This window comes from Asanoa sp. NPDC049475 (genome assembly GCF_040676915.1).
Taxonomy (GTDB): domain Bacteria; phylum Actinomycetota; class Actinomycetes; order Mycobacteriales; family Micromonosporaceae; genus Asanoa.
The window spans coordinates 388,040-407,266 of the sequence record NZ_JBFAPY010000002.1 but is presented as its reverse complement, the minus strand read 5'-3'; the positions used below and the strand labels follow the sequence as shown (position 1 = coordinate 407,266).

Below are 19,227 nucleotides of genomic sequence, written 5' to 3'. Positions count from 1 at the left end.
GGCCAGGCCAGGCCAGGCCAGGGTCAGACCCGGGCCGAGCCCGGCCGGGCTCGTGACGCCTGGGTTAGGCCAGGCCGCGTTCGATCGCTTCGATGATCTTTGGGCGTAGTTCGGCCGCGCTGATGATGGCGTCTACCGAGCCGACCTCGACCGCGCGCTGGATGCTGTGGACTCGGTCGAACTCCGCGGCCACCTCGCCCAGTTTCTCCGCGCGCACTGCCGACTGGACCTCCGCCAGGCGTGCGTTCAGGGCCGCCCGTTCCACTCCGCTCGCGGATGACACCGCGGCTTGTAGGTCGGTGACGCGTGGGTCCGTTGCCGTGCGGTTGTTGACTTCGCCCGAGAAGACCACCGCGGCCGCGGGGGCGCCGCCCAGGACCGAGGCGAACGAGCCCTCCAGCGCCAGCACCGTCATGTTCGGGTTCAGGGCCTTCGAGAAGACCACGAACGCGCCGCCGTGGTAGCGGGAGATGACGCAGAAGACGATCGGGCCCTTGAAGTTGACGATCGCTCGGCCGATCTCGGCGCCGTACTCGAGCTGCAGGTTGCGCATCGACTCCGGTGAGCCGTCGAAGCCCGACAGGTTCGCCAGCACCACCAGTGGGCGGTTGCCCGAGGCCGCGTTGATCGCTCGGGCCGTCTTCTTCGACGAGCGCGGGAACAGGGTGCCGGCCGTGTACGTGTCCGGGCCGTCGGTGGGCGGGAAGCCGCGCCGTGGGACCGAGCGGGACTCGATGCCTACGAGGCACACCGGCCAGCCGCCGATGTGGACGTCCTGCACCGCCGAGGTCTCCGCGTCCGCCATGCCGGCCCAGCGTTCCAGCACCGCGTGGTCCTGGTCGGACAGCGCGCGCATCACCGTGCGGATGTCGAACGCCTTCTTGCGGTCCGGGTTGTGGGCCGGGGAGAAGATCTGGCCGACCGTGGTGAAGTCGCTACCCGCGACCACGTGCGGGAAGTCCGACACGTCGCGGTTGGTCGGGTCCGTCGTCGCGGCGCGGCGTGGGCCGGACTCGCCGGGCACCACGTACGTGTGGTCGTAGTGCGCCATCAGCACGTCGCGGGCGGCGGCCAGGTTCGGCGCCCAGTACTGCGCCTGGCCGTTGGGACCCATCACCCGGTCGTAGCCGCCGATGCCGAAGTTGTCCTCGGCCGACACACCGCCGGAGAAGTCCAGCGACTGCTTGCCCGTGAGCACCATCGCCGAGTCCGGCGTCATGACCAGGATGCCCTTGGTGTGCATGAGCATCGTGGCCTCGGCGTTCCAGTATGGCTGCGCGCCGACGTTGATGCCCGCGACGACGACGTTGATCTCACCGCCGGCCTGGGTGAACGTCACGATCCGCTTGAGCGCGGCGGCGACCCAGTCCATGTTCTCGGTGCCCGAGGTCATCGAGATCCGCGCGCCGGCCGACAGGGCGAACCACTCCAGCGGCACCCCCATCGACTCGGCGAGGTCGAGCGCCGCGATCACCCGCGCGCACTCCGGCTCCGACAACGCACCGAGCGCCTTGGTCGGGTCGCCGAGCAGCACCACCCGGGTGATCCCCTCCGGGTGCCGCTCCGTCGGGGTCGTGACGACACCAGCCACGATGGCGGCGGTGTTGCGCCCCTTCGGCCGGTCGACGGGCACGAGCGCGCCGGAAGCGTCGAGGTCGTGCTCCACGAAAGAACCGAGCAGACCGGTCAGCTCGTACGGGTAGACGTTGCCCCGCCGGGCCGCCCGGAGCACCTTCTGCCGGTAGTCGTCCAGCGGCCGCAACGGCTCCGTCGTCGGCTTGTCGACGTGCAACGTCGAGCCGTGGCCCGGGTCGAGCGTGATCCGCACCGCCACCTCGGCCAACTCACCCGCGGCGTTGCGCTGCCGGGCGATGAACTGGACCTCTTCGAGGCCCGCGCCGGCCGTGGTCGGCAGGATGCGGGCGACCAGCGCCTGCAGCTCGTCCATGGTCAGCTCGGTGGACGGCCAGACGTACATCATGATGCGGTTGGTGTCGTAGCGCTTGTTCTGCGGCCGCTGCGCCTGGATGTTGCGGATCGCGTCGAGGCCCGCGGTGATCGCGTCCTCCAGCGCGGGCAGCGCGACCAGCCGGCCGTCGGCCTCCCGCAGCGGCGTCAGGTCGCGGACCTGGCCCATCGCGATCAGCCGCTCGTCGGCCGGGTTGCTGCGCGCGGCTGCCTTGAACAGGTAGATCTCCTCGTCGGCGGACGGCAGCCGGGTGAGGTGGAACTCGCGCAACCGCTGGAGCTGAAGCCGCTGCGCGATCTGCGGGTGCAGGCCACGTATCAGCCGGTCCTCGACGAAACCAGAGCCGCCGCCCTCGGCCGGGCGGAAGGTGAAGTGGTGGTGCACCACCGCGCCGCTGGTGCCGGCGATCGTCGTCGTGATCCGGCGCACGCCGGCCGGCAGCGACGCCGCGCCCACCAGCTCACCGAGCCGCGCCGCCACGGCGTCGCCGTCGGGCTGGTCCTCCCACGTGATGTAGAGGTCGGCCACGAGGCCGTGCGGCGGGCAGTCGGCCGCGAACGCGGCCACCGCACCCAACGCCGACGGCAGCGCGGCGATGTCGACGGCCGTCGTCACGACCTGGGTGGCACCGTGCGGCCCGGTGTGCGACGCGGTCACGAACCGGCAGCCGGCCGTCTCCCGGACGGTCACCGACGACAGCGCCCGGTTGCCGTAGTAGCGCCTGGTCAGCACCTCCAGCAGCGGCGCGTGGTCCAGACCGGCCCGGCCCGCGCGCTGGCCGATCAGCCGGACCAGCGGCTCGTTGCTCGCGACCATCGCCTGAATGCGCGAAGCGCGGTCGGGCGCGGACGGGTTCTGGTCGAGGTAGCGCAGGTCGGCGCGGACGGCGGCGTACACCTTGGCGCGGTTGCGCCGCAGCAGCGGCTGGGCGAACCAGCGGAACACCACGCCGCGGGCCAGGTCGGAGACGGCCGGGAAGCGGACCTGGGTGGCGGCGATGACGTGTTCGAGCGTGAGCCCGACGCGTTCGGTGAGCGCCTCGGCCGGCGGGGTGCCGACCAGCCACTGGCGCAGCACCTCCGAGACGATCCGGACGGACGTGGTCATCTGCTGCTGGGCCAGGAAGATGCGGAAGACGGCGGACTCGAGCTCGGGCGTACGGTCGAAGCCGTCGATCCCGTAGTGGGCCAGGACAGTCGCCAGCTTGGCCTGGAAGCTCTCGGTGAGGCCGGCCCGCTCGATGTCGAGGCTCCGCAGGTAGCTGTGGAAGGCCTCGCGCGGGCTGTGCACCGGGCTGTCGGGCTCGGCGTCGAGCTCGCCGCCGGGCTTGTTGCGGCTCAGCTCCGACAGGTCGGCGAAGACGGTGAGCAGGCCGAGCTCGCCCTCGACGGGCTGGCCACCCTGCTCGGCGCGGGCGGCCAGGTAGGCGGCCAGCACCCGCTTGTGGTCGCCGGCGTCGCCGTCGAAGCCGAGCAGCAGGCCGCGCAGGTCCTGCAGGCCGCGGGTCACGCGGGCAGCGGCGGAACCGTTGCCCGGCGGTGCGGGCAGCTCGAGCTCGACCGCGGGCGACGAAGCGGCGGCCACGGCCTCTTCACCGCCGAGCGGCTCCAGCCGCATCAGCGGCGCGCCGGTCTCCACCTGGCTGCCGACGGACACCGGGCACTCGCGGACCCGCGCCCGGAACGGCGCGCGGAGCACCGTCTCCATCTTCATGCTCTCGAGGACGAGGATCGGCGCACCGGCCTCGACCTCGTCGCCGACGGCCAGCGGGGTGGCGACCACCAGCGCGGGCGCGGGCGAGCGGACGACGCCGCCCTCGTCGCGGCTGATCCGGTGGGTGACGCCGTCGACCTCGACCAGGTGCACCGGGCCGTGGGTCGCCGACACCATCCGGAACCGGTTGCCGTTGACCACGATCTGTCCGCTGTGCTCGTCGAAGCGGTCGAGCTCGACGTCGGCCCAGTCCTCGCCGATGCCGACCCGGAACCGCTTGGCGCCGACCCGGGCGACGCTGACCCGGTAGCCGCTGCCGCGCAGCTTGAGGTCGAGCGGGCGGCCCGGGTCGTGGTGGACCTGCGGGCGGCCGCCGTGCGCGGTGGACAGCAGCCGGCGGCGGCTGACCTCTTCCTCGTCCTCGTACGCCTCGATCGCGGCGGCGGCCAGGGCGACCGCCGAGTGACGGTGGCTGACCAGGCGGCCCTGGGCGCGTACCCGGTCGATCCAGCCGGTGTCGGCACTCGCGTCGACGACCTCGGGCTGGTTGAGCAGGTCGAGCACGAAGCTCTTGTTGGTGGCGCCGCCCTCGATGATGACGGTGGTCTCGGCCATCGCGCGGCGCAGGCGGCCGAGGGCCTGCTCGCGGTCCCGCCCGTACGCGATGATCTTGGCGATCATCGAGTCGAAGTCGGCCGGGATCGTGTCGCCCTCGCTGACGCCGGTGTCGACGCGGATGCCGGGGCCGGCGGGCAGCACCAGCCGCGCGATGCGACCCGGCGCGGGAGCGAAGTCGCGGTCGGGGTCCTCGGCGTTGAGCCGGGCCTCGACCGCGTGTCCGGACTCGGTCGGCTGCTCGCCCGTCAGCCGCCCACCGCCGGCCACGTGCAGCTGGAGCCGGACCAGGTCGGTGCCGGTGGTGATCTCGGTGATCGGGTGCTCGACCTGGAGGCGGGTGTTGACCTCGAGGAACGCGAACAGCTTGTCGCCGGGGTGGTAGAGGAACTCGACGGTGCAGGCGCCGCGGTAGCCGACGGCCACCGCCAGCCGCTCGGCCGAGGTCTTGAGCTCCAGAGCCTGCGACGCCGACAGCACCGGCGACGCCGACTCCTCGATGATCTTCTGGTTGCGGCGCTGCACGGAGCAGTCGCGGACGCCCAGCGCCCACGCGGTGCCCTGGCCGTCGGCGATGACCTGCACCTCGACGTGCCGGGCGCCGGTGACGAGGCGCTCCAGGAAGACCACGCCGGAGCCGAACGCGCGCAGGGCTTCCTGGCTGGTCCGCTCGTACGCGTCGGCCAGGTCCTCCCCCGACGCCACCATCCGGATGCCGCGCCCGCCGCCACCGGCCGTCGCCTTGAGCATCAGCGGGTAGCCGATCCGCTCACCCGCGGCCAGCGCGTCCTCGAGGGTGGCCACCTCGCCGCGGCTCCACGGCGCCACCGGGACGCCGACCTCCTCGGCGATCAGCTTCGCGCCGATCTTGTCGCCCAGCTTGCGCATCGCGTCGGCGCTCGGGCCGACGAAGGTGACGCCGAGCTTCTCGCAGAGCTCCGCGAACGCCGGGTCCTCGGCGACGAAGCCCCAACCCACCCACGCGGCGTCGGCGCCGGTCTCGACGAGGGCGCGTTCCAGGACGGCATGGTCCAGGTACGGACGGGCGGATGCCGGACCCAGCGGGTACGCGATGTCAGCGGCCCGCACGAACGTCGCGTTGCGGTCGGCGTCGGTGTAGAGGGCGACCGTCTCGATGCGCGCTCCGGTCTCAGCGGACAGATCCCGGACGGCGTGGATGAGCCGCATCGCGGCTTCTCCACGGTTGACGATGGCGACACGACTGAACACCGGCTGAGCCTCCCACTGACGAATGCGCGAAAGCGAAGCCCGGATCTCGGGCCGACACCCACACTCGCCCTTACCCTGCCCGATTACCCTCCGGTACACCAACGCGCCACCTCGCGCATGGCGTGGCCGACATGTTGTGGAGATCCAACAACGACCGACTCACGCTGCGTGCCGAACCGATGACGATCAGGAGATCGCGCAGCGGATCTCGCCGTGCAGCACGACGAACCAGCCGTCCTCGGCCTCGGCCCACCGCCGCCAGCCGGCGGCCAGTCTGTCCAGGTCGGCCGGGGAAGCCAGGCCCAGCTCGACCGCCCGCGAGCCGATGGCCGAGCCGACCACCCGGTCCGCCCACATGCCACCCCACCAGGCACGGTCCTCCGGGGTGGCGAACGTCCACGTCGACGACGTGGCGGTGACGTCGTGCAGGCCCGCGGCCCGCGCCCAGGAGAGCAGCCGGCGACCGGCGTCGGGCTCGCCGCCGTTGGCGCGGGCGACCCTGCGGTACAGGTCGAGCCACTCGGACAATGCGGGCACCTCGGGCCACCAGGTGAACGCCGCGTAGTCGCTGTCGCGCGCCGCCACCACACCGCCGGGGCGGCAGACGCGGGCCATCTCACGCAGGGCGGTCACCGGGTCGGCGACGTGCTGGAGCACCTGGTGGGCGTGGACGACGTCGAAGGAGTTGTCGTCGAAGCTGAGCGCGTGCACGTCCTCGACGGCGAAGTCGATGTCGACACCGCGTTCGGCGGCGACCGCCCGGGCGGCGTCGAGTGCCGGCGGTGCCGTCTCGATCGCGGTCACCGACCCGACGCGGGCGGCCAGGTCTGCGGTGATCGTGCCGGGACCGCAACCGACGTCGAGCAGCCGGGTGTCAGGGGTCAACGCGGGCAGGAGGTAGGCGGCGGAGTTCTCGGCGGTGCGCCAACGGTGGGAGCGCAGCACGGACTCGTGGTGCCCGTGGGTGTAGACGGCCATGCCGCCGACCGTACGCCGGTCATCCCGCGATCCGGGAGGGCACTCCTACCTCTTGGGACAGCGCCGCGAGCAGGGCCTGGGTCAACGGGTCCCGCGAACGCCGTCGGGCGGTCGCGACGCCGATCCGGCGCGACGGCCGCGGCGGCGCGAGCGGCACCATCTCGAGACCGGCGGCGTCGGCGAGAAGCGCGGTCTGCGGAATCAGGCTGACGCCGACCCCGACCCGGACGAGCGCCTGGGCGAACACGTAGTCGGTGCTGCGGCAGGCCACGTCGACCTCGAAGCCGGCGAGGGCGGCGTGGTGGCCGATCATGTCGGTCGCCGTGAGGCAGCCCTGCACGAAGCGCTCGCCGGCGAGGTCGGCCATCGCGATCTCGTCGCGGCCGGCGAGCCGGTGCCCCGCCGGCAGCACGACCCACATCGGATCGTCGAGCAACGGGGTCCAGGTCAGGCCGGACCGGTCGTCGGGGCTGACCGGCGCCGGACCGTCGAAGTGGTAGCTCAGCGCGAGGTCGGCCGCGCCCGCGCGCACCTGGAGCAGGCTCTCGTCGGGCTCGCTCTCCAGCACGGTGATCGACACCTCGGGGTGCAGGGCGGAGAACCGCGTCAGCGCCCCGGGCAGGAGCCGCTGGCCACCGCTGGCGAACGTCGCGATGGTCAGCCGCGGACCCACATCGGCCAGCCTGGCGATCTCCCGCTCGGCGTTCTCGAGCTCGGCGGCGATCACGTCGGCCGCGTCGACGAGGATCCGGCCGGCCTCGGTGACCTCGATGCCACGGGTGCTGCGGCAGACCACGCTGGCGCCGAGTGACCGTTCGAGCGCGCTGATCTGTTGCGAGACCGCCGACGGGGTCAGCCGGAGCGCCGCCGCCGCACGGTTGAAGCTGCCCTGCCGGGCAACCTCCCGGAAGACCCGGAGCCGCTGCACATCAATCATCAGTTTTCCTTAACACGAGCAGCCCAAATCATCACTACCGCTGAATACGGTACGGGACGAGGCTCAAGGTGTGAACAGACGAGCCTGGATCCTCTTCGCATTGGTCGCCGTCCTCTGGGGCATCCCGTACCTGCTGATCAAGATCGCCATCGAGGACCTGTCCCCGCTGCTGGTCGTGTTCGGCCGGGTGGCCATCGCGGCCCTCGTGCTGGTGCCGGTCGCCACCGCGCAAGGCACGCTCTCGTCGCTGCGCCGCAACCTGGGGCCCCTCACCTTCCTCGGCCTCGTCCACATCGTCGGGCCGTTCCTGCTCATCACGTACGGCGAGGTGCACATCAGCTCGTCGCTGACCGGCCTGCTGATCGCGATCGAGCCCGTGCTGATCGCGCTGCTGATGCTGCGCGCGGAGCCCCTGACCCGCGTACGCGGCGCCGGCCTGGCCCTCGGCCTAGTGGGCGTGGCGGTGCTGGTCGGCCTCGACATCTCGGGCGACCGCCTGGGCCTGCTCGGCGCGGGCATGGTCCTGCTGGCGACGCTGCTCTACGCGGTGGCCACGGTCTACGTGCAACGACGGGCGGCGGACGTGCCCCCGACGGCGCTGGTCGCCGGCACGACCACGGTCAGCACGGTCGTGCTGGCTCCGTTCGCGGCGTTCTCGCTGCCGACGATGACGGTCAGCGGCGGCTCGTGGGCTGCCCTGCTGGCGCTCGGCCTACTCTGCACCGCGGTGGCCCTGCTCGCCTTCTACCGCCTGATCGGCGAGGCCGGCCCGGCCCGGGCCGGCCTGGTCACCTACGCGAACCCGGTGGTCGCTGTCCTGCTGGGCGTGGCCATCCTCGACGAGCCCCTGCACGCCAGCACGATCTTCGGCTTCCTCCTGATCGTCGCGGGTTGCTGGCTCTCCACCCGCCCGACCCGGACCGCGACCCCGGAGCCCACGCCCCAACCAGCCAGGCCCGTAGAGCTAGCCACCGCGAGTCGCTGAGCCCTGCCGCCGCCCAGGCCCGTCGCCGACATCGACGGGCCTGGGCGGCTGCTGCTCCCCTGCGGCGCTGGCCCCCGGCGCGCGTCGACGGGCAGAATCCTCGCTGTGACCACATGGGAGTACGCCCGGTTGGAGTATCGGGCCGCCGGCACCTACGGCGAGGACCAGTTCATGGACTGGAACGCCACCTTTCACCACTCCGGTGGCGCCCAGCGGTGGGGCACCGACGAGCGGTTCAACGACATGCGCCACCTGAACCGGGCCGGCGCCGCGGGTTGGCAGGCCTACGACCGCAGCGCCACCTACTTTCCCAACGAACCCCATCGGTTGTACGGCGTCACGTACTCGCTGCGCCGCCCGGTCGAATAGCCACCCCGTCCTCGACCGCCCAGCGCAGGAAGTCGAACGTCTCCTGGCCACGGTCGACCGGGTCGGCGTAGGCGGAAGGCCGCTGCGGGCTCTCGCGGATCCGCACAGCCTCGGTGCCCAGGCGGTGCCATCGCGGGTCCAGCTCCTCGGCCACGTACCGGCCGGCTCCGCTCTTGGACGTCAGCTCGTCCTTGGCCAGCAGATGGTGGAGGCGCGCGACGCCCAGCACGATCCACGCGACGGACGCCTCGTGCCCGCCGACCGCGGCGACGCCGGCCTCCTCGATCCGCGGGAGGTAGGACCGCCAGTAGGTGTCGAGGTTGGAGCGGGTGAACTCGCGCAGCTCGGCCCGGTCGGTGTGCACCGGCGGCAGCGAGCCGCGGATCACCACGGCGCGCTCGGCCAGCTCGTGCCAGGTGACCGGGTTGATGTCGATCGTGCCGGCCGGATCGAGCGTGCCTTGATAGAACGCCGGCCGCTTGCCGACGGTCTGGGACGAGACGGCCAGGTCGGCCGCCGAGCAGTGGAAGCCGTCGAAGGTCACGTCCGGGTGGCGCGCCCTGGTCGCCTCGTGCGCCTCGGCCAGCGCCACGTGGTCGGGTGGCGAGCCCCATACGCCGACGAAGTCCACGTCACTGCCCGGGAAGAACTCGCCCCAGCACAGCGAGCCGTGCAGGAACAGGCCGGTGAGTCCGCCGGGCTGCCGGGCGTCGATCTCGGTGAGGAAGGTACGGGCGACATCCACCCGAGGCACGGTAGCCCGCCCGCGCCCGACTCGCCGTCCCCGACCGGCGCCTGACGGGCCATGCTCACCCGCACACTGGCTTAGCCGTGCGACGTGCGCCACGAACAGGTTGTGCGGCCCTCGGCTACGCCGCTTGGGTGACGCTGACGATGGGGGTACGACATGGCTCTTCGCGACGACGCCTCGGCGCTCCAGGACGACCTGGTGCGGGTGCGGCGTGACCTGCACCGGCACCCCGAGGTCGGGCTCGACCTGCCGCGCACGCAACGGGCCGTGCTCGACGAGCTGAGCGGCCTCGAGATCACCCTGGGCACAGGGTTGAGTTCCGTGACCGCCGTCCTGCGCGGCGGCCGGCCCGGGCCGGCGGTGCTGCTGCGGGCCGACATGGACGCGTTGCCGATCACCGAGGCGACCGGGCTCGACTACGCCAGTCAGGTCGACGGCGCCATGCACGCCTGCGGCCACGACCTGCACACGGCGATGCTCATCGGCGCTGCCCGGCTGTTGAGCGCCCACCGCGACGAGTTGGCCGGCGACGTGGTGTTCATGTTCCAGCCGGGAGAGGAGGGGTGGAACGGCGCGGCCCGCATGATCGCCGAAGGGGTCCTGGACGCCGCTGGGCAGCGGGTCTCCTCCGCGTACGGCATGCATGTCAGCTCGAACGGGCCGGCCGGGCGGTTCGGCAGCCGTCCCGGCACCCTGATGGCGGCCACGGCCGACCTCACGGTGACCGTGCGCGGAGCCGGGGCGCACGCCTCCATGCCGCACCTGGGCCTCGACCCGGTGACCGTCGCCGCGGAGATCGTGACCTCCTTGCAGACGATGGTCACCCGCAGGTTCGACGTCTTCGACCCCGTCGTCGTGACCGTCGGGTCGATCCACGCCGGCGCCAAGTCCAACATCATTCCGGACACGGCCGTGATCGAGGCGACGGTACGCGCGTTCTCGGCGGCGAACCACGCGCGGCTACGGACCGAGGTGACCCGGTTGTGCCTCCACATCGCCGAGGCGCACGGGCTGACCGCCGAGGTCGACTACGTCGACGGCTACCCGGTGACGGTCAACGACAAGCAGGAGTACGCGTTCGCCCGCACCGTGGTCACCGACGTGCTCGGCGCGGACCGGTTCGAGCCGTTGGAGCATCCGATCAGCGCCGCGGAGGACTTCTCCGAGGTGCTCGACCGGGTGCCCGGCTGCTATCTCCACCTGGGCGCCAGCGCCTCCGCCGATCCGGCGACGGCACCGGTCAACCACAGCCCGAGGGCGGTGTTCGACGACCGAGTGCTCGCCGACGGCGCGCTCGTCCACGCGGAGCTCGCGATCCGCGCCCTGCGCCGACACGGCGAAGGCGAACGGTCGGGGTCCGGCTAGGCGCGGGCCCCGACCGAAAGCCTTCAGTCGAGCTCGCGCTTCTCCTCGTTCGGCAGGGCCGCTTCGATGTGCTCCTTGCGGACCTCGCCGCTGACCGTCTGCTGCTCGGTCACGGTCTCCTTGACCATCCGTACCCGTTCGACGGGAATGGTCTCCTTGCTGATCACGGCGCGCTCGGCGAAGAGCTCGACGTCGAGCTCGGCGTCGATCAGCTCGGCGGCACTGGCCGTCGTGCCCGTGATCGGCTCCCGCACCAGGCGGACCTCCTCGTGCGAGACCGGCACGGTCATCTGCTGCTGTTCGGTCACCACGTACTTGCGCAGGTGGGCGTGGCCGATCGGCGCACGCTCGGTGCCGACCGTCAGTCGTTCCTCCGAGCGCGTCAGGAAGTCGGCGGTGCCGGTGGCGCTGTCCTCGACGACCACGTCGTCGGCCGTGTAGCCGCCGCTCGTGGTGGCGGACGACCTGCTCGCGCCCTGCGGGCCGTAGTACTCGTGCAGCCGGGCGAACTCGTTGGCCGCGAGCGGTTCGGTGCTCGAACCCTCGATCCGCGGTGCGTCCTTCACCTGCGACTTGTTGAACGGCACCATGAGGCGGCCCCGCCGCAGGTTCGCGTCCGAGAGCGGAACCATCGACTCCTTCGCTCCGAACAGGCCCGTCTTGATGCTGACCCATGCCGGTGCGCCGGCAGAGTCGCCCCATACGTGACCGACGGTGCCGATCTTGTCGCCGTTGCTGCCGAACACATCCCGGCCGGCCAGCTTGGCGGCTTCTTGACTGGTGATCATTTGCCCAACTCCTCTCTCACCGCCGGTACCCGCGACCTGCGAAAAACCACCTCTTCCCACGAGATGACGGAAATTCCCGAAGTTCGCCGCAGGAGGGCGATCAAGGGTGCTCAAATGAGAAAATGGGCCCTCACCACGTGGCGAAGACCCGGGCCTGACCGCCGGAACCGCCCTCGTACGGGATGAGCCCGACGTTGACCGTGGCTCCGTGGCGGGGCAGGCGGTGCAGGTTGGCCACGTTCTCCACCCCGTAACGGTCGGCGCCGAGCAGCACCAGGTGGGTGTCGAAGGTGGCCGACAAACCCGGGTCGATGCTGAGCGTGTCCACGCCGAGACTCCGGATGCCCCTGCGGCGCAACAGCCACTCGCACGCCTCCGGACTGAAACCCGGAAAGTGCAACGTGCCCGAGGAGTCCGTTCCCCGGTACGCGGCCGCGTCGCCGACCTTCGCGCCCCAGCCGGAGTACATGAACACCGCCGCGCCCCGCGGGATCCGGTCGTAGCGGCGCTCGTACGCGACGAGGTCGTCGACCGTCACCGTGGTGTCCGGGTCGCGTGCGGCCCGCCGGGCGATGTCGACCACGACGACCGGCGCGACGAGCTCCTCGATGCCGATCTCGGTGGCCAGCCGGCCGCCGGCGACGAAGTGCCCGGGTGCGTCGACGTGCGTGCCGTAGTGCTCGAGGATCCGCCACTCCTGCATGTAGTAGCCGTTGTCCTCGATGGTCACGTAGGTCCGCCTGGCCGCCTCCTCCCCCGGTGCGAACGCCGGGAACGAAGTCGTGAGCGGATAGGTCAGGTCGGCGATGCCGCGCCGGCCCGAGGCCCGCGCCGGGGCGGCTGGCGCGAGGGCCGCGCCGGCGGCGACCAGCGCACCCCCGAACAGGGCGGCCCGTCGCGTGACGGAGTTGGTGGTCGGTGTCGGACACTCCTGCGTCGTACACATGCCGACATCACACCATTGACAGGTCCCGATAGCACGTGTGAACCTCACCGGCGAGGCCGAGGCGTGGGAGCCGGGCCGGGTGCGGCGACAGGGCAGGCGCGCCGCGCGACCGTTCCGCTCCTTCGCGCATGTCGGGTGGCGGCGGCCTCTTGCCCTCCGGAGTGCGCACATCTCCGAGAGGCAGACATGCGCTCATTCAGAACCTGGTGGCCCGCCTTGCTCGCGGCCGTGCTCGCCGCGGCGGCCACCCTCGTCCTCGCGCCGGTGCGGTCCACCGCGGCCGCCGCCGACTCGTACACCTGGAAGAACGTCCGGATCGACGGCGGTGGCTTCATCTCCGGCATCGTCTTCAACCCGGGCCAGCGCGACCTGATCTACGCGCGCACCGACATCGGCGGCGCGTACCGCTGGAACGCCTCCGCGGGCTCCTGGGTCCCGCTGCTGGACTGGGTCGGTTGGGACCGGTGGGGCTGGAACGGCGTGCTCAGCATGGCCGCCGACCCCGTGCAGACCAACAGGGTGTACGCCGCGGTCGGCATGTACACCAACAGCTGGGACCCGAACAACGGGGCGATCCTGCGCTCCACCGACCGGGGCACCACCTGGCAGGCGTACCACCTGCCGTTCAAGGTCGGTGGCAACATGCCCGGTCGTGGTCAGGGCGAACGGCTCGCCGTCGACCCCAACGACGGCCGGGTCCTCTACTACGGCGCCGAGGGCGGCAACGGGCTGTGGCGCAGCACCGACTACGGCGCGTCCTGGGCGCGGGTGACCGCGTTCCCCAACGCCGGCAACTACGCGCAGGACCCGTCGGACCCCAACGGCTACCTCACCGGCAACCAGGGCGTCACGTGGGTCGACTTCGACTCGTCGACCGGCACGTCCGGCTCGCCGACGCGGACCATCTACGTCGGCGTGGCCGACAAGCAGAACCCGGTCTACCGCTCGACGGACGCCGGTGCCACGTGGCAGCGGATCCCGGACCAGCCGACCGGATACCTGGCGCACAAGGCCGTCGTCGACCCCGCCGGCGGCTTCCTCTACATCGCGACCAGCGACACCGGCGGCCCGTACGACGGGGCCAAAGGTGACGTCTGGAAGCTGTCCCGGTCGACCGGCGCCTGGACCCGGATCAGCCCGGTGCCGTCGACCAGTGCCGACGACTACTTCGGCTACAGTGGACTGACCATCGACAGGCAGCACCCGGGCACGCTGGTGGTGGCGACGCAGATCTCGTGGTGGCCCGACGTCATCTTCTTCCGGACCCGCGACGGTGGCGCCACGTGGTCCCGGGTGTGGGACTTCAGCAGCTATCCCAACCGGGTCAACCGCTACACGATGGACATCTCCGCGAACCCGTGGCTGGACTTCAACACCGCGCCGTCCCTGCCTGAGCAGACCCCGAAGCTGGGTTGGATGACGGAGTCGCTGGAGATCGACCCGTTCAACTCGGACCGGTTGCTGTACGGGACCGGTGCGACCCTCTATGCGACCACCAACCTGACCGCGTGGGACACCGCGAGCGGCACGTTCACGGTCCGGCCGATGGCCCGTGGCATCGAGGAGACGGCGGTGCTCGACCTGGCCAGCCCGCCCTCGGGTGCGCCGCTGGTGAGTGCGCTCGGCGACATCGGTGGCTTCCGGCACGACGACCTGACGGCGGTGCCGGCCAGCTTCCACGACACACCGAACCTGAGCAGCAACACGAGCCTGGACTTCGCCGAGGCGAACCCGTCGGTGATGGTCCGGGTCGGCAACGGCGACCGGGCGGCCAACCCGAACCTCAACCGCATCGGCGTCTCCACGGACGGCGGCCGGACGTGGTACCAGGGCCAGGAGCCGGGCGGCGTGACCGGCGGCGGCACGGTGGCGCTGTCCACCGACGCCGGCTCCGTCGTGTGGAGCCCGCAGGGCGCGGGCGTGCACTACTCGACGAGCCGGGGAAGCTCGTGGACCGCGTCGTCGGGCATCCCGGCCGGCGCGGCCGTGGAAGCCAGCCGGGTGAGCCCTGGGCGCTTCTTCGGGTACGCGTCCGGGCGGGTCTACGCGAGCACGGACGGCGGGCGGACCTTCAGCGGCGCCGCGTCGGGCCTGCCGGACGGCGGCAAGCTGCGGACCGTCGGTGGTGACGTCTGGGTGGCGGGCTCCGGCGGCCTCTACCGGTCGACGGACAACGGTGCGACGTTCGGGCGGCTCAGCTCCGTGACCGCGGCGGTCAACGTGGGCTTCGGCAAGGCGGCACCGGGCCGCTCGTACCCGGCGGTCTTCCTGGTCGGCACGGTCGACGGCGTGACGGGCGTGTTCCGCTCGGACGACACGGGCGCGTCATGGGTCCGGATCAACGACGACCAGCACCAGTACGGGAACGCGGGCGAGGCGATCACCGGCGACCCGAGGGTGTTCGGGCGGGTCTACCTGGGCACGAACGGCCGCGGCATCCTGGTCGCCGACCGCCTCGGCCCGGAGCCGACGGCCTCGCCGACGAGCTCGCCGACGGCCACCCCGACGGCGACACCGACGCCGACCGCCACTCCCACGGCCGGCCCCGGTGGTTGCAGCGCGACCTATCAGGTGACCGGCTCGTGGACCGGCGGCTTCCAGGGTGAGGTGACGGTCCGCAACACCGGCAGCACCCCCACCGGCACGTGGACGGTGGCCTGGAGCTACGCCGGTGGGCAGCGGATCACCCAACTCTGGGGAGGCGAGTACACCCAGTCCGGTGCGGCCGTGACCGTGCGCAACGCGTCGTGGAACGGCACCCTCGCACCGAACGCGACGACGACGTTCGGCTTCCTCGGCAGCGGCACCGCCGGCGCCCCGCCGACGGTCACCTGTCAGCGGAGCTGAACACGCCGGATGGGGTGCGCCGGCGTTGCGCACCCCATCCACCCCCGACGGTCGTAGGTGATCACGCGGAAGCCGCGAGCCAACAGCTCGCGTTCCTGGCGCTCCCACGAGTCGCCGTTCAGCGGGTAACCAGCGGCACGGTCGGGTGGCTATGTGATACGGGCCATGGGTGCGGGGTGCGCCGTCCCGCACCGGCGACGCACCCCGCACGTTCCCTACGCGGTCTCGGCGTGCACGCCGGGACGGCCCTCCTCGACCACGAAGCTGGCGATCGTCGATACGGCAGCGTCCGGAGTGGACACCTGTGCCACGGCGCGATAGTCGCTGCGCCAGGTGTGGTTGTCCACTGTGCACCGGACATAGCCGCGGCGGGCGTCGTAGAACTTCATGTGCGGGTTCGAGGCCAGCCACTCGGTGCCGCGGGTGTCCATCGGCGCGCCGTCGCCGCCCGAGGTCACCGAGGTGCCCAGGAACTCCGTGCCGACCGTACGCGATGCCGGGTCGTCGAAGTTCTGCTTGAGGTCCGCCACCATGCCGCAGTGTGCGTCCCCGGTGATCACCACCAGGTTCTCCACCCGACGCTGGACCACGCTGTCGAAGAGGCGCTGGCGGGCCGGCTCGTAGCCGTTCCAGTTGTCGTTCGGCAGCAGCTCGCCCGGGCCGGGGTCGCGGTCGGCCTTGGCCATCACGGTCTGCTGCGCCACGATGTTCCAGGTGCCGGCCGAGTGGCTCAGGCCGTCGATCAGCCAGCGCTCCTGGTCGGCGCCGAGCATCGAGCGGGCCGGGTCGTCGAGCTGGGCGGGGTCGGTGGTCTGGTCGTCGCGGTACTGGCGGCCGTCGAGCAGGTTGAACTCGGCCAGCCGGCCGTAGCGCAGCCGCCGGTAGATCCGCATGTCCGGCCCGTGCGGCACGGCGGAGCGGCGCAGCGGCATGTGCTCGTAGTAGGCCTGGTAGGCGGCGGCCCGCCGGCGCAGGAACGACTCGGGGTCCTGCGCGGCGTCCTCCGAGTTCTCGTCGGCGTAGTTGTTCTCGACCTCGTGGTCGTCCCAGGTGACCGCCCACGGGAAGCGGGCGTGCGCGAGCTGGAGGTCGGCGTCGGTCTTGTACTGCGCGTGCCGCACCCGGTAGTCGGCGAGCGAGAAGATCTCCGCGGCCGGCAGGTGCGCCCGGCCGAGCGTTCCCGCGGCCGGACCCTCGTAGATGTAGTCGCCGAGGTGCACGACCAGGTCGAGGTTCTCGGCGGCGAGGTGGCGGTACGGGGTGAACCAGCCGGTCGGGTAGTTCGAGCAGGACACGAACGCGAAGGCGAGCTCGCGGGGACGGGCCGACGCGGCGGGCGCGGTGCGGGTGCGGCCGACAGGGCTCGTGGAGTCGCCGGTGCGGAACCGGTAGAAGTACTCGCGGTCGGGCCGCAGGCCGTGCACCTCGGCGTGGACCGCGTGGCCGAGCTCCGGGGTGGCGCGCTCGACGCCGTGCTTGACGACGTGCCGGAAACGCTCGTCCTCGGCGACCTCCCAGCGCACCGGCACGACGTGCCGGCTCATGCCACCGAGGCCGTCGGCGACCAGCGGCTCCGGCGCGAGCCGGGTCCAGAGCACGACGCCGTCGGGCAGCGGATCACCGGAGGCGACGCCGAGGGTGAACGGGTCGAGGTGGTGCTTGGGATCGGCCATGACCGGGGCGGCGCTGACACCGGCGATCGTCGCGGCCAGTCCGACGCCACCGGCGCCGGCGAGAGTGAGGAGCTGGCGTCGGTCGATACGGTACGACATGGGTCGGGGTTCGCCCTTCCGTTTGACAACGCGTACCCCATTGATGATCAAGACTTAGATGATTGCCGGGTTGCGTCCGGTTGAGCATCGGTTGGCGACCGCCTGTCCGTTTCCGGCGCGCCGCCGCCGGGCGGAGCGGGCGCACCGGGTGCGCCGGCCGTACCCTGGCGCTCTGTGTCGACCGTGTGGGCCGTGCTACTGCTGGCCGTCGTGCTGGCGTTCGCTGTGGTCCGCCCGCGCGGCCTGCCGGAGGCGGCCGCCGCCGTGCCGGCCGCCGCCATCGCCATCGGCGGCGGCCTGGTGCCGTGGTCGGCCGCCCGCGACGAGATGATCATGCTCGGGCCGACGGTGGGGTTCCTCGCCGCGATCCTGGCCCTGGCCCACCTGGCCGATTCGTGGGGCGTGTTCGGCTATGCCGGCGCGCTGGCGGCGCGGGCCTCCCGCGGCAGCCCGACCCGGCTGCTCACCGTGGTCTTCGGGATCGCGGCGGCGGTCACCGCGGTGCTGAGCCTGGATGCCACGGTCGTGCTGCTCACGCCGGTGGTGTTCGCGACGGCGGCGGCCGCCGGGGTCCGGGCGCGCCCGCAGGTCTACGCGTGCACGCACCTGGCCAACGCGGGCTCGCTGCTGCTGCCGGTGGCGAACCTGACGAACCTGCTGGCGTTCGGCGCGACCGGGCTCACGTTCCTCGGCTTCGCCGGGATGATGGCGCTGCCGTGGCTGGCGGTGCTGGCCGTCGAGTACGCGGTCTTCCGGTGGTTCTTCGCCGGCGACCTGGCCACCCCCGCGCGGCCGGAGCCGGTGCCTTCGGTCCCGGCGCCCCGGTTCGCGCTGGTCGTGCTCGCGCTGACGCTCGCCGGCTTCGCCGCCGCGGAGCCGATGGGGGTGGCGCCGGCCTGGGTCGCCGCCGGCGGCGCGATCGTCTTGGCGGTGCCGCTGGTTCTTCGGGCAACCGACCGGCGCCGCACCGCCCGCGACATCGCCCTGTCGACGAACCCGCTGTTCTGCTTCTTCGTCTTCGGGCTCGGCGTGGTGGTGCTGGCGCTGCGCCGCAACGGCCTCGACGACCTGATCGCGGCGCTGACCCCGAGCAGCGCCGACTTCCTGGGCCTGCTCGCGGTCGCCGCCCTGGCCGCGCTCCTGGCCAACATCGTCAACAACGTCCCGGCGACCCTGGTCCTGGTGCCGGTCGTGGCCCACACCCCCGGCCTGGTGCTCGCGGCGCTGATCGGGGTCAACATCGGACCGAACCTCACGTACGTGGGATCGCTGGCCACCCTGCTCTGGCGGCGCATCCTGCACGCCCGCGACGAGCCACCGTCGACGTCGGCCTTCCTGCGCCTCGGCGCGATCTCGGTGCCGGCGTGTCTGCTCGCGGCGGTTGTGGGGCTATGGGTGGCTCTGAAACTATCCACAGTGTTATGAAGGTCGTCGTCTGGTTGGCCGAGGGCACCTGGCAGGCGTGCGTCGACGCCGCCGCCGAGGTGGCCCCACCGTCCGCGTCTATCACGCTGCTGCACGTCACGGACCCGGCGCTGGCCTCCGACGTGTCGGACGCGTACGCGGGGATGGTCGGTCGGGGTTCGGGAGGTCGGGATCCCGGCGTCGCCGTCGACTCGGCCGCCGCACACGCGGCGGAGGCCATGCTCACGGCGGCGGCCGCGCGACTCGACCGCCCGTCGTCACCGATGCGACGACGCGGACGCCTGGAACGCGAGGTCGTCTCGGCGGCGGACGGAGCGGACCTGCTGGTGGTGGCCCGCGACGGCCCGGTCACGAGGCTGGGTCCGCGCAGCCTGAACCCACCGACCCGGTTCGTGGTCGACCACGCCCCGTGCGCGGTCCTGCTGGTCTGGCCGACAGCCCCACCCCGGGTCGACACGATCCCGCCACCCCCACCCCACAAGGCAGCCCCACCACCCCACAAGGCAGCGCCTCCACCCCCGCCGCCGCATCACTGAC

Annotated in this window: 13 protein-coding genes and 1 pseudogene; 6 read left to right on the top strand and 8 right to left on the bottom strand. The window is 72.1% G+C overall.

What is annotated here, in order from left to right; all coding sequences use genetic code 11:
* Nucleotides 1-64: 64 nt before the first annotated feature.
* From AB0J88_RS08050 to AB0J88_RS08040, 3 genes are all read right to left on the bottom strand, one after another.
* The gene (locus tag AB0J88_RS08050; protein WP_364347181.1) at nt 65-5,527 is read right to left on the bottom strand and encodes a biotin carboxylase N-terminal domain-containing protein; all 5,463 of its coding nucleotides are present in this window, start codon (nt 5,525-5,527) and stop codon (nt 65-67) included.
* Between the two features lie 186 nt (nt 5,528-5,713).
* A complete protein-coding gene (locus AB0J88_RS08045; protein WP_364347183.1) occupies nt 5,714-6,505 on the bottom strand; it encodes a methyltransferase domain-containing protein in 792 nt (263 codons plus the stop codon).
* 19 nt (nt 6,506-6,524) lie between these two features.
* Nucleotides 6,525-7,442, bottom strand: coding sequence for a LysR substrate-binding domain-containing protein (locus AB0J88_RS08040; protein WP_364347185.1), 918 nt, complete (start codon nt 7,440-7,442; stop codon nt 6,525-6,527).
* A 70-nt stretch (nt 7,443-7,512) separates the two neighbouring features.
* Here AB0J88_RS08040 and AB0J88_RS08035 point away from each other — a divergent pair, with 70 nt between their 5' ends.
* Together AB0J88_RS08035 and AB0J88_RS08030 are read left to right on the top strand one after the other, a co-directional pair.
* Complete coding sequence (locus AB0J88_RS08035) at nt 7,513-8,427, top strand: DMT family transporter (RefSeq protein ID WP_364347187.1); 915 nt, start codon at nt 7,513-7,515, stop codon at nt 8,425-8,427.
* Nucleotides 8,428-8,532: 105 nt separating this feature from the next.
* Nucleotides 8,533-8,796 carry a hypothetical protein gene (locus AB0J88_RS08030; RefSeq protein WP_089244473.1) on the top strand — a complete coding sequence of 88 codons (264 nt, stop codon included), beginning with the start codon at nt 8,533-8,535 and terminating at the stop codon, nt 8,794-8,796.
* On the opposite strand, the gene AB0J88_RS08025 is transcribed toward AB0J88_RS08030, so the two are convergent.
* The gene (locus AB0J88_RS08025; RefSeq protein WP_364347189.1) at nt 8,765-9,541 is read right to left on the bottom strand and encodes a hypothetical protein; all 777 of its coding nucleotides are present in this window, start codon (nt 9,539-9,541) and stop codon (nt 8,765-8,767) included. The two genes, AB0J88_RS08030 and AB0J88_RS08025, sit on opposite strands and share 32 nt — an antisense overlap.
* Before the next feature lie 162 nt (nt 9,542-9,703).
* On the opposite strand from AB0J88_RS08025, the gene AB0J88_RS08020 reads away from it, so the two are divergent.
* Nucleotides 9,704-10,912 (top strand): M20 family metallopeptidase, encoded by a 1,209-nt coding sequence (locus AB0J88_RS08020; protein WP_364347191.1) that lies wholly within the window; start codon nt 9,704-9,706, stop codon nt 10,910-10,912.
* 23 nt (nt 10,913-10,935) lie between these two features.
* Here AB0J88_RS08020 and AB0J88_RS08015 read toward each other — a convergent pair whose 3' ends face one another.
* Nucleotides 10,936-11,700, bottom strand: coding sequence for a PRC and DUF2382 domain-containing protein (locus tag AB0J88_RS08015; RefSeq protein ID WP_364347193.1), 765 nt, complete (start codon nt 11,698-11,700; stop codon nt 10,936-10,938).
* Between the two features lie 130 nt (nt 11,701-11,830).
* Entirely contained in the window at nt 11,831-12,646 is an 816-nt protein-coding gene (locus AB0J88_RS08010) for a cyclase family protein (RefSeq protein WP_364347195.1), read from the bottom strand.
* Nucleotides 12,647-12,832: 186 nt separating this feature from the next.
* Between AB0J88_RS08010 and AB0J88_RS08005 the strand changes: the two genes are divergently transcribed.
* Complete coding sequence (locus tag AB0J88_RS08005) at nt 12,833-15,493, top strand: cellulose binding domain-containing protein (protein WP_364347197.1); 2,661 nt, start codon at nt 12,833-12,835, stop codon at nt 15,491-15,493.
* A gap of 38 nt (nt 15,494-15,531) precedes the next feature.
* Here AB0J88_RS08005 and AB0J88_RS08000 read toward each other — a convergent pair.
* Together AB0J88_RS08000 and AB0J88_RS07995 are read right to left on the bottom strand one after the other, a co-directional pair.
* Nucleotides 15,532-15,624 (bottom strand): annotated as a pseudogene (locus tag AB0J88_RS08000) (alpha/beta hydrolase); the annotation flags it as partial.
* A gap of 84 nt (nt 15,625-15,708) precedes the next feature.
* The gene (locus AB0J88_RS07995; protein ID WP_364347199.1) at nt 15,709-17,265 is read right to left on the bottom strand and encodes an alkaline phosphatase D family protein; all 1,557 of its coding nucleotides are present in this window, start codon (nt 17,263-17,265) and stop codon (nt 15,709-15,711) included.
* Nucleotides 17,266-17,439: 174 nt separating this feature from the next.
* Here AB0J88_RS07995 and AB0J88_RS07990 point away from each other — a divergent pair, with 174 nt between their 5' ends.
* Entirely contained in the window at nt 17,440-18,690 is a 1,251-nt protein-coding gene (locus AB0J88_RS07990) for an ArsB/NhaD family transporter (RefSeq protein WP_364347201.1), read from the top strand.
* Nucleotides 18,687-19,226 carry a universal stress protein gene (locus AB0J88_RS07985; RefSeq protein WP_364347203.1) on the top strand — a complete coding sequence of 180 codons (540 nt, stop codon included), beginning with the start codon at nt 18,687-18,689 and terminating at the stop codon, nt 19,224-19,226. Before AB0J88_RS07990 ends, AB0J88_RS07985 begins: the two co-directional genes overlap by 4 nt.
* Nucleotide 19,227 lies beyond the last annotated feature (1 nt).

What these genes read in the sequence shown, in the direction of transcription:
- AB0J88_RS07995 (WP_364347199.1), bottom strand. Translation starts at nt 17,265, where the DNA reads ATGTCGTACCGTATCGACCGACGCCAGCTCCTCACTCTCGCCGGCGCC.
- AB0J88_RS07985 (WP_364347203.1), top strand. Translation starts at nt 18,687, where the DNA reads ATGAAGGTCGTCGTCTGGTTGGCCGAGGGCACCTGGCAGGCGTGCGTC.
- AB0J88_RS08045 (WP_364347183.1), bottom strand. Translation starts at nt 6,505, where the DNA reads ATGGCCGTCTACACCCACGGGCACCACGAGTCCGTGCTGCGCTCCCAC.
- AB0J88_RS08040 (WP_364347185.1), bottom strand. Translation starts at nt 7,442, where the DNA reads ATGATTGATGTGCAGCGGCTCCGGGTCTTCCGGGAGGTTGCCCGGCAG.
- AB0J88_RS08015 (WP_364347193.1), bottom strand. Translation starts at nt 11,700, where the DNA reads ATGATCACCAGTCAAGAAGCCGCCAAGCTGGCCGGCCGGGATGTGTTC.
- AB0J88_RS08020 (WP_364347191.1), top strand. Translation starts at nt 9,704, where the DNA reads ATGGCTCTTCGCGACGACGCCTCGGCGCTCCAGGACGACCTGGTGCGG.
- AB0J88_RS08010 (WP_364347195.1), bottom strand. Translation starts at nt 12,646, where the DNA reads ATGTGTACGACGCAGGAGTGTCCGACACCGACCACCAACTCCGTCACG.
- AB0J88_RS08005 (WP_364347197.1), top strand. Translation starts at nt 12,833, where the DNA reads ATGCGCTCATTCAGAACCTGGTGGCCCGCCTTGCTCGCGGCCGTGCTC.